Source organism: Frankia sp. CoBUL1 (assembly GCF_978021245.1).
In genome coordinates this window covers 1-10,205 of sequence record NZ_CDXDOS010000114.1, presented here as the reverse complement: position 1 = coordinate 10,205, position 10,205 = coordinate 1, and the positions used below count along the sequence as shown (strand labels likewise).

Annotated in this window: 8 protein-coding genes; 5 read left to right on the top strand and 3 right to left on the bottom strand. The window is 69.5% G+C overall.

Annotated elements, in window-relative coordinates; genetic code table 11:
• The 4 genes from AC08OX_RS10290 to AC08OX_RS10275 all read left to right on the top strand — a co-directional run.
• On the top strand, positions 1-1,042 hold a 1,042-nt coding region (locus AC08OX_RS10290), incomplete at its 5' end, for an ABC transporter substrate-binding protein (RefSeq protein ID WP_476607603.1).
• Between the two features lie 209 nt (positions 1,043-1,251).
• Complete coding sequence (locus AC08OX_RS10285) at positions 1,252-2,241, top strand: malate dehydrogenase (RefSeq protein WP_476607602.1); 990 nt, start codon at positions 1,252-1,254, stop codon at positions 2,239-2,241.
• 393 nt (positions 2,242-2,634) lie between these two features.
• Positions 2,635-4,149 (top strand): cation:proton antiporter, encoded by a 1,515-nt coding sequence (locus AC08OX_RS10280; RefSeq protein WP_476607601.1) that lies wholly within the window; start codon positions 2,635-2,637, stop codon positions 4,147-4,149.
• A 55-nt stretch (positions 4,150-4,204) separates the two neighbouring features.
• On the top strand, positions 4,205-5,587 hold the full coding sequence (locus AC08OX_RS10275) for a TIR domain-containing protein (protein ID WP_476607600.1): 1,383 nt from the start codon (positions 4,205-4,207) through the stop codon (positions 5,585-5,587).
• Here the strand turns inward: AC08OX_RS10275 and AC08OX_RS10270 are convergent.
• Positions 5,508-6,980 carry a hypothetical protein gene (locus AC08OX_RS10270; RefSeq protein ID WP_476607599.1) on the bottom strand — a complete coding sequence of 491 codons (1,473 nt, stop codon included), beginning with the start codon at positions 6,978-6,980 and terminating at the stop codon, positions 5,508-5,510. The two genes, AC08OX_RS10275 and AC08OX_RS10270, sit on opposite strands and share 80 nt — an antisense overlap.
• Positions 6,981-7,282: 302 nt before the next feature.
• Positions 7,283-8,125, bottom strand: a complete 843-nt coding sequence (locus tag AC08OX_RS10265; protein ID WP_476607598.1) for an aminotransferase class IV family protein — start codon at positions 8,123-8,125, stop codon at positions 7,283-7,285.
• Between the two features lie 185 nt (positions 8,126-8,310).
• On the opposite strand from AC08OX_RS10265, the gene AC08OX_RS10260 reads away from it, so the two are divergent.
• Entirely contained in the window at positions 8,311-8,784 is a 474-nt protein-coding gene (locus AC08OX_RS10260; protein ID WP_476607597.1) for an SCP2 sterol-binding domain-containing protein, read from the top strand.
• Between the two features lie 190 nt (positions 8,785-8,974).
• Here the strand turns inward: AC08OX_RS10260 and AC08OX_RS10255 are convergent, their stop codons facing one another.
• On the bottom strand, positions 8,975-9,877 hold the full coding sequence (locus tag AC08OX_RS10255; protein ID WP_476607596.1) for a TerB family tellurite resistance protein: 903 nt from the start codon (positions 9,875-9,877) through the stop codon (positions 8,975-8,977).
• Positions 9,878-10,205: the final 328 nt, after the last annotated feature.

Sequence of the window (10,205 nt, the reverse complement as noted above, 5' to 3'; positions counted from 1 at the left end):
CCGGTCCTTCCGGGCCGGGGTGGACGCCCGGCTCGGGGTGGCCGACAAGGCGGGCGGTGTGTATGGCCGAAAAGTGGTCTATGTCTGGCGGGATGACGCCTCGAATCCCACCGGAAACCAGGCCGCCGCCCGGGGGCTCGTGGAGAACGACCAGGTGTTCGGAATCATCGAGTCGACCTCCGTGGCCAGTGGTTCCGCCGGTTATCTCAATAGCCGGCGAATACCGGTGACCGGTACCTCGCTGGAGGCGGCCTGGACCCATAACGACAACATGTTCAGCTACTCGAATATGATCTTTGACGGGCCGTCCGTCACGACTTGGGGTGAGTTCGTCGCCGAGCGTGGCGGCCACCGGGCGATCATCGCCCAGTCCGGGTTCTCGGCGACCTCCGTGACCCTCGCCGACAAGATGGCGTTGAGCCTCGCCGCGGCCGGGGTGCGGGTGCTCGGCCGGATCGACGCGACCGGGCCGATCGACATCCCGGGCATCGGCCGGAAGGTGCGCGACAGCGGCGCGGACGTCCTGGTCGGCGCCGTCACCGGCGCCGCCTTCGGCCAGGTGGTCCTGGGCGCCCGGGCGGCCCGGGCGGATCTGCGGGTCATCCTGTCGCCCACCGGCTACGACCAGCGTCTCCTGCAATTGTTCGGCGGAGTGCTGGCCGGGGTCTACAGCTTCGTTGACTACCTGCCGTTCGAGCAGGTGACTCCCGCTCACCAGCGGTTCCTGCAGGCCATGCTGGAGTACGCGCCCCAGGTGTCCCCGCCGGCCCAGCAGGCGGCCCTGTCCGGGTGGATCTCGGCGGACATGTTCCTGCGCGGTCTGGTGGCCGCCGGGCCATGCCCCAGCCGGGAGACGTTCATCAGGGGCCTGCGGGCGGTGCGCGGCTATGACGCGGACGGGTTGCTGCCCGTCCCCGTCAACTTCGCCACCCATTTCGGGCAGATCAACCGTTGCCACACCTTCCTTCAGGTCACCGCGGACGCGAAACGTTTCGTGCTGGTCCCGCCCGTACCACGGTGCGGGACCGAGATCGGCCGGTAGCACGTGCCCCATCGTGGCGCCGCGATGTGAGCCGCGTCCGCGCCGCCCGTGCCTCCTGACCAAGAACTTCGGACTAGCCTCGGACTAGCATCGCTGGGGCGGCAGAAGACGTTCCAGCTCCAGGACCGGTTACCCGGCCGGCTCGGGATCGTTACGAGGACGACACGGGCCGCACCCCGATCTTCCGTGATCTGCACCAGGAGAAGCCAGTGAGCTCAACGCCTGTCAACGTCACCGTAACCGGCGCCGCCGGTCAGATCGGCTACGCGCTGCTGTTCCGCATCGCGTCGGGCCAGCTGCTGGGTGCGGACACGCCGGTGAAGTTGCGTCTGTTGGAGATCCCGCAGGCCGTGCGGGCGGCGGAGGGCACGGCGCTGGAGCTCGAGGACAGCGCCTTCCCGCTACTGGCGGGGGTGGACGTGTTCGACGACGCCAAGCGGGCTTTCGAGGGCACCAATGTGGCCCTCCTCGTCGGCGCACGCCCGCGGACCAAGGGCATGGAGCGCGGCGACCTGCTGTCCGCCAACGGCGGGATCTTCAAGCCGCAAGGCGAGGCGATCAACAGTGGTGCCGCCGAGGACATCAGGGTCCTCGTCGTCGGGAACCCAGCGAACACCAATGCGCTCATCGCCCAGACACACGCTCCGGACGTGCCCGCCGAGCGGTTCACCGCGATGACTCGGCTTGACCACAACCGCGCGATCGCGCAGCTCGCCAAGAAACTCGGCGTGCCCAGCGCCGAGATCAAGAAGATCACGATCTGGGGTAACCACTCGGCTACCCAGTACCCGGACATCTTCCACGCCGAGGTGGGCGGGCGCAGCGGCGCCGAGGCGGTCGGCGACCAGGCATGGATCGCCGACGAGTTCATCCCGCGGGTCGCCAAGCGGGGCGCCGAGATCATTGAGGTGCGCGGCGCCTCGTCCGCGGCGTCGGCCGCCTCCGCGGCCATCGACCACATCTTCACCTGGGTCAACGGCACCCCGGCGGGCGACTGGACCTCGGCGGCGATCCCGTCCGACGGCTCCTACGGTGTGCCCGAGGGGCTCATCTCCTCGTTCCCGGTCACCGCGTCCGGCAGCCGGTTCGAGATCGTGCAGGGTCTGGAGCTCGACGCCTTCTCCCGGGAGAAGATCGACGCCTCGGTGCGTGAGCTGGCCGAGGAGCGGGAGGCGGTCCGCGCGCTCGGCCTCATCTGAGCCGATTTCTCCCCGCCTGCGCAGGCCGGTGAAGCCTGCGCAGGCCGGCGGAGCGGAGGGAAGTGTGGAGGGTCGGTCACGGTTGCCGGCCCGGAAACGTGATTATCCATCCAGGGCTCCGTGCCAGGCGGCGGATGCGGCGGGAGATGACACGAACGGCGGACTTTCCGGCGTCCGTTGTGCTTTCTTCTTGAGGGACGCCGGTACCAGTGCCGGCGCCCGCGGCGTCAGCCGACCGAATCGCAGGCGCGCGGGCGACGGGGGATGACGAGGTATCCGGTATCCGTGATTCCGGCTCTCGGCTGGCCTGTCGCCGCTGCGCCTGCCGGTCGTCGGACGTCGGCCTGGAGCTCTCGCCGCCGTCAATGGTGGCGAGACGTCCGAGGAGAGACATTGTCCCTCACGTCCACTCGGCCCGTCCCCTCGATCCCGCCGCATTCCCTGTTGCTGTTCCTGCTTCAGCTCGCCATGCTGCTCAGTCTGGCAATTCTGCTCGGACGTGTCGCCGTGCGCCTGCGGATGCCTGCCATCGTCGGTGAGCTCTGCGTCGGCGTGCTCCTCGGCCCGTCGTTGCTCGGAACGCTGTGGCCGACCTTCTCGGACTGGTTTCTTCCGCGTGACGCCGCGCAGTTCCACCTGCTCGACGCGGTGGGACAGCTCGGTGTCCTCTTCCTGGTCGCGCTCAGCGGGTTCGAGATTGATACGCGGATCATCCGCCGGCGCAGTCTCACCGTCGCCCGGATCAGCCTCGGTGGGTTGCTCCTGCCGTTGGGTTTCGGGATCGTCACCGGCGTGCTGATGCCGTCCTCCCTGCTGGGCCCCGACGGCGACCGGACGGTCTTCGCGCTGTTCCTCGGGGTGACGATGTGCGTGAGCGCCATCCCGGTGATGGCGAAGACGCTCATGGAGATGCGTCTGACCCATCGGGAGGTCGGGCAGCTCGCGCTGGCCGGCGGGGTCATCGATGACGCCGTTGGCTGGCTGATGCTGGCGGTCGTGTCCGCGATGGCGACCACCGGTGTCCGGGCGGGCGACACGGCGTTGTCGGTGCTTTACGTCCTCGGGGTGAGGATCTTCGCGTTGACGATCGGCCGGGTCGTCGTCCGGGCCGTGCTGGGACGGATCATTGCCACGAGTGGTGCCGGCGCCGGGGCTGGCGCCGATCCCGGCGCCAGGAGCGGATCGGTCGTGGCCTTCGTGGCCGTGCTGGTGCTCGCGTCGGCGGCCGGGACGCAGGCGTTGGAGCTGGAGGCGGTGTTCGGCGCCTTCCTGGGCGGGGTCGTCCTCGGGTCGTCCGGCCTGGTGGATCATGCCAGTGTCGCCCCGTTGCGAATCGTGGTGATGGCGGTGCTTGCGCCCATCTTCTTCGCGACGGCGGGCCTGCGTGTTGATCTCACTGCTCTGAGTGAAACCCGGGTTCTGTTCGCGGCGGTGATCGTGCTCGCGGTCGCGGTCTTCGGCAAGTTTGCCGGTGTGTACGCGGGGGCCCGGGCCAGCTGGCTGACCCCCTGGGAGGGTCTCGCCCTGGGCGCAGGCATGAACGCGCGGGGGGTCATCGAGATCGTGGTGGCCAGCGTCGGCGTGCGGCTGGGGGTGCTCTCCACCGAGACGTACACGATCATCGTTCTGGTCGCGATCGTCACGTCGGTCATGGCTCCGCCGATCCTGCGCCGCGCCATGCGACAGGTCGAGCAGACCGCCGCGGAGGAACAGCGTCGCCTTGTGCTGGACGGTCACCATGCGAGCGGTGCCGGTGGCGTCGGTGCCGCGGAGGCGGGTGTCATCACCCGTCGCGAGACCCGGACGCTCCCCGCGGCTCGGTCCCGCGCACGACACCGAAGGTCGGTGAACCCATCCAATACAACGGGTAGGGACGGGTTAGAATTCGAGGACGAATCCGCCGGCTGACGGACCACCTACCGTCGCGTCGCCGGATTTCTGGGGGCATGCCTACGGGGGACTCGTGACGGACCGGCTGACCGAGGCGGAGATCGAGGCGCTTTCCACCACCTTTACCAACCAGATGAAGGCGACCCATCTGTTGGAACGTGCCGGGCTGGCGCGTCGGCACCATCCGCAGTTCTACCCGGGTGAGTCGTCGTTCGAGTTCTGGTCCGAACTCGCGTCGCTGTTGGAGAACGGCCTGTTGCCGGACGGCCGGAGGCGCATCCTCACCGAGGCGCATCGGGACTATCGGGGCAACCGGATCTTCGCCGACGCCGTCCGGGGGGACGGTGTTTCCCGTGGCGAGGGCGCCCCGCGGGAGGACGGCGTCCCGCGGCATGTCAGCGTCTTCTGCCTGGATGCCAGGCGCTACAGCCGTCAGGACATCGCGACGCAGGCGAGCTGGCGGGAGGGGCTGCGCCGGATCGTCGATGAGGCGGTCGGAGGCGCCGGCCTGCCTCCCCGGTCGATCCGGCTGCGCCAGGATCGTGGCGACGGCTTTCTTGCGGCCGTGGCCGCCGACGTTCCCAAGGCTGTCCTCGCGACCGAGTTCGTCCGGGAACTGCGGATCGCGCTGCGGACCTACAACCGAGGGCGTGACGAGACCGGTCGAATCCGGTTGCGGTTGGCCCTGCACCAGGGCGAGGTGGGTATCGACGGCAGTGGTTTCGTCGGCGACGCGGCGGTGGTCGCCGCCCGGCTGGTCGACGCGGACCCCATCCGGCAGCTGCTGGAACAGGACAGGAACGCGGAACTGGCACTCGTCCTATTGTCCGAATTCTACCACAGTACGGTGGCCGGGCGGCTGCGGGATCTCGACCCGGCGCAGTACCGCCGAGTCGAGGTGTCGGTGGCGGGCAAGTACGAGGGCCTCGTGTGGATCACGCTGCCGGGGCGCCCGTTTCCGGTGGTGCGGACCCCGTCGAACGGTTCCGATCAGGGGCCGGTCGCGGCTGGGAAGTGGGACTTCCTCATCTCCGCGGATCCGTCCGATGAGGCCTGGGGCTCCTGGATTGCCCGCGTGTTGGAAGGCCGGGGTCATTCGGTGCATCTGGCGGCCCTCGACGCGCTGCCCGGTGAGCACGAGATCGGTCTGCTGCACGAAGGGATCTCGCAGTCCCGGCGTACCCTCGCCGTGCTGTCGAAGAGCTACCTGGCCTCGGAGAAGATGCAGGCGGCCTGGCAGGCGGATCCCAACGGCGTGAAGCGCACGCTGATCCCGATCCGCGTCGAGACCTGTGACCCGGCCGGGCTGTTGCGCGGCATCAGCTACATCGATCTCGTCGACAAGAAGGACGGTGCGGCGGCGGAGCTTGAACTGGTCAGGCAGATCGTCCGGTCCCTGAACGGCCGCGGTTCCCGGCCGTCGACTCCGCCACCCTTCCCCGGGCAGCGATCCTGACCGGCCGCCGGCCGGGATCCTCGCGGCCCGCCGCCTCGACATCGTCGGAGTCACCAGCGGTGCCGGTATCGGGGTCACCAGCGGTGCCGGCGTCGATCAGCAGTCGGCCGAGCCCGCGGCCGTAACTCGTGCTTCCCTCCAGCCTGGACCAGTCGGCCAGCGCCGTCATCATGGCCCGCAGTCCCGCTGCGGACGGTTCTCCGGCAACCGCCTGCTCGGCCTGGCTCTGCACTCTCGCCAGCCAGGTCAGCGCCTCGTTGCCGGCTGTCCGGGCGCGCCGGGCCGCCTCGTCGATCCGGGCCCTGCGCAGGATCGGCCGGCCTGCCGCCGTCGGCGCCCCGGCCAGCCGGAGCAGTCCGGCGGCGCGTCCGCCCTCCGACCCGGCGCGCCCGTAGGCGGTCAGGGCCCGCTGCCACAGTTCCTCCGCGCGTTCCGGATAGGCCGTTCGCGACCGGATGACCCGGCTCCCGCCGGGCCGACGGCCGAGCGTCTGCGCCCCGCCGTCCGGGAAACCGGCCCAGTCGCCGCGCACCAGCGCCGCATGGGCCAGTGTTGCGTGGTCGGACCCGGCGCCGGCCTCGACCGCGTCCAACGCCATGCCGGCCTCGGCCTCCTGGTTCGCCCGGAACAGCAGATCCGCCCGCAGGATCCGCGCGTACGCCGCCGCCTGTGGCACCGGAAGCTCGTCGAGATGGGTGACGAAGAGGTCAGCCGTGGCCAGGGCCTGCATTACGAGTGTTCCGGCAGGGCCGGCGGTCCGTGCGGCGCGCGGTGGATCGGCGCCGTGACCGTGCACAACCACGTTACAGGGCAGGCGATAGGGCATGCGATGGGGGCCGGGCTCGTGCCTCCGGCCGGTTTCGCGGTGGTCGACGCGGTGACCGGTCAGGGCCAGTTGTGCCCGCGCCACCCGAATGCCGGGGATGATCTCGGCAGCGAGCACGCAGATGACCGCGGTCGTCGGTTCGAGCAGTGCGTGCCGTTGACGGGAGATGACCTGCGTCGTCCAGGCGATCAGCGGGGCGTCCGTCATGGTTCGCGACGGCCCGGCTGGTTTGGCCAATCCGGCCGGAGGCGGAGCGAACGTCCTCGTGGCCCAGGCTCGGACGACGCCGACGTCATCAGGGGACCAGTTGAGGTCGAGAGCCAGCGCGGCGAGGTAGAGCGCCTCGTGCGCCGCCATGTGATCGGGGTCGGTCGGGTCGTGTTCGCTCTGCCGCAACTCCCGCAGTGCTCCTTTCGCCCGGCCGGCGGCGAGCGCCGTCGCCGCGCCGATGAGATGGCGTTCCGCGGGAGGCGGGGAGGGGTAACGGAGGGGCACACCCGCGGGCTCGACGCGGTGCTGTTCGTGCAGCAGGAGCGCTACCAGGAGCTGGGCTGAGGCAAGCGGCATCGTTGCGGTGTTCCTTCACGGACAGCGGGATGGCTCCGGAGCCGGATTTCACCGGAAGAAAGGAAAAATAGCGAGGCATGCCGACAGTATCCGGCGACCCGCCGCGCGGAAATCCATTCCGGCGCTCTCGCCGCGGCCAGGTCGTGGTATCTCTGGTATCTCGCTGTATTTTTATAATTCTGAAAATGTTATTCATTGTCTCTCGGGAAATACGAAGACCAGGGTGGACGTATGACCGGAGCGGACGCGGTCCTCAGGTCTCCGCAGGAGCATCCGGGCGTGTGGGACGCCGTCGACCTGGCTCAGATCGGATCCCATGGCACCGCGTCGTAGCGGCGGGTAAGCGTCGTCATGAGCCATTCGGATCCCGCGAAGAGGTGGCCGTCGATGGCCCGGACGGGCGCGATCCCGCGTGAGTTGGTGACGAAGGCGGCCTCGAAGCCCGCCAGGTCCGCCAGTCGCACGGGGGCCCGTACGCTGGGCGGGCCGCCGTCCGCCGGTGCCTGCTCCAACAGCGTCATGGTGACTCCGCGCAGGGCGGGAGCGTCCGGCCAGACGATCATGTTGCCATCGAAGAAACCGATGTTGGTCATTGCGCCCTCCGCGATGAGCCCGCCGGGGGCGGTCAACAGGGCGTCGTCGTAGCCGTCACGGCGGACGAGCCGGCCGTGCTGGATCTGCGCGAACGTCCCGAGATGCTTGAGGTGGGCGAACGGGCGCAGGTACGGCACTGACCGCAGCCGTTGTGGGGTGGTCGGCATGGTTGCCGGTTCGCCGACCGCGACGATGACGCGCACCCCTGCGCCGTCCGGCCGCTCGGTGACGACAATCCGGACCGTGGCATCCAGCGCGGTGGCGGTCGTCGCGGTGGCGGTCGTCGCGGTGGCGGCTGTCGCCGTGGCGTACGGTGCCTGCCGGATGCGGTGGCGAACCAGCTTGCCGTCCAGAGGCTCGCCGTAGAGCTCCTGGTTCGCCTCATTCAGCCGGGCGGGATGCCACCGCAGGCCCCGGGCCTGACCGGCTCGCACCTGCAGCACTGTGAAGTGGCCGTGGGGGAGCAGGGCTAGGCGGTGTGGCTCATCGAGGGGAACGGGGTGCCCGTCGATTTCGACGCGTCGAAGTGTGGGAGTGACCACCTTGGCCACGATAGTGACCCGCCGGCGGGCGGCGGTTCCGTGGGCTGGGCCGTCCGTGGCTGGGCCGTCACGCGCGATGTTCCGGTTGCGTCGCCCACGGAACCGTCGCCGTGTCGTCTTCGCTAGCGTGCTCGTGCGTGCTGCCGACAGGCCGCCGCCCACGAACGCCAACACGAACGCAAAGGAGTGTGGCTATGTCCGATCTTGCCGTCGATTCCACGGCCGACCCGGCGAGACTCGTCAGCGGTCTGCCCGCTATGTCGGAGCGTGAGGTCTCCGACCTGCTGGGTGGGCCGGCCGGTGACGCGGTGCTGGACGAGGTCTTCCGGCAGATGCGCGACACCTTCCGCCCAGAGCAGGCACAAGAAGAGAACGCTCTGGTCCGATTCGTGCTCAACGGTGGACCGGGCGGCGCCGTGCGCACCTACGAGCTGCGGGTCGCCGACGGTGTCTGCACTCTGGCGACACCGCCCGCCACCGGGACCCCGAGTGAATCCGCGGGGGAGCAGACGCTGACCATTATCACGGATCGTGTCCGCTTTGTTCGGGTGGTCTCCGGTCAGGCCAGCGGGGCCAAGCTCTTCCTCACCAGAAAGATCAAGATTGATGGTGACCTGAAGTTCGGAGGCAGGATCCTGTCTTGGTTTGAGATCAAGAAGGAGAGCTGACCGGCGGCGGTCCCCACCGCTGCCGCCACGATGAGGTGCCGGCTGGTGCGGCCGGTGCTGGACGGCCGGGAGTACGAGTTGCCCGCCGGGGCCGACGTGGCCGCTCTGTGCCGTCGCGCCGGGAAGGCCAGCCGAGGAGGCCATGAGCGGACGGGTCGGCGACGTCGTTCAACCGGCGCCGGCTCGCCCCTCACAGGGCGAACTCGGCGGTGTTCAGGCCGAGGGCGAGGGCGGCCTCCCGCACCACGGCCCGCTCGCTGGCGACGAACTCGCCGTCAACCAGGCCGATCACCTGCCCGATGCGCACCACGGCGGCGGCTTCCGCCACCCGCCCCCGCACCTTGGCGATGTCGGCCAGCGCGGCCTGTTTGCCGGCGGCGAAGTCTGCGGTGAGACGGCTCAGATGTTCATCGAAGAGCCGTTCCACGTCCTGTTCGGGAAACTGGGACATCACCGGATCCGTGGCGATGAAGCCGAGTAGTCCCTCGCGTTCCGCCGGATCGATGCGACCATCGGCCGCGGTGACGAGGGCACAGATCGCCACGGCGGCGTCCCGGAAGGTGAGGCTGCGCAGCTCCTCCCGACGGGCGAACAGCTGCGCGCGCAGTGAGGCCAGGGAGGGCAGCCGCCGGTTGCCGACGGCGGGATCGAGGCCGCGCCAGAGCGGCCAGCCTTCGGCGAGCCAGCGACGTACCACCTCGGCCATCGATAGCGGGCGCAGGCGTGTCGCGAGGAGCACGTTGACGTTAACCGGAACCAGCGTGTGCTCCCCCCAGCGTGACGGCGTCGGGATGTCGGACGGCCAGAAGCCGGCGAACATGATACTGAGCACGTGATCGGTTGCGGATTCAGGTGAGTGGCCGGTGATGGTTCCGTCGTGCTCGACCGCGCCGATGAACTGCCGGGAGATCGTCCGAGGGCCGGCGAGGCGGCCTACCTGCCGTTCGAGAGCGTCGTCCGTGCTCTCTCCCGCCGCCACCGGACCGCCCGGAAGGACATGCCAGGCTTCTCCCGGCGGGCGAGCGAGGAGAACGCGGTCGTCAATCCGTACGAGAAGCCGAACATCGAGCCGAATAGCAGCCTGCAAAGGCATACCGAAAGCCTCCTGAAGACGCACGGCACAAGGCGGGTTACGCGCAGGCACCATCATCCACCAGGTGGCGGAGCGAGTGGACGCGGCGGTCCGGAACTACTCATCTGCGCTGCCGGCGTGACCGCTCGGTCCGGGTGCCGCGTGCCGCCGCGTGCCGCCGTGGACCGCCGTGCGTCGCGCAGGTCCGCGGCCAGTGGCGGGGTGGGATCGGCCAGTCTCGGAAGGATGATGGTGTCTGTGGCGGCTAGGACGTCGAGCCGTCCGGACCTTAGCGCCGAGGCGTGGGCACGGCGCCACCGGATCCGTATCCAGACCGTCCGCGCCCGAT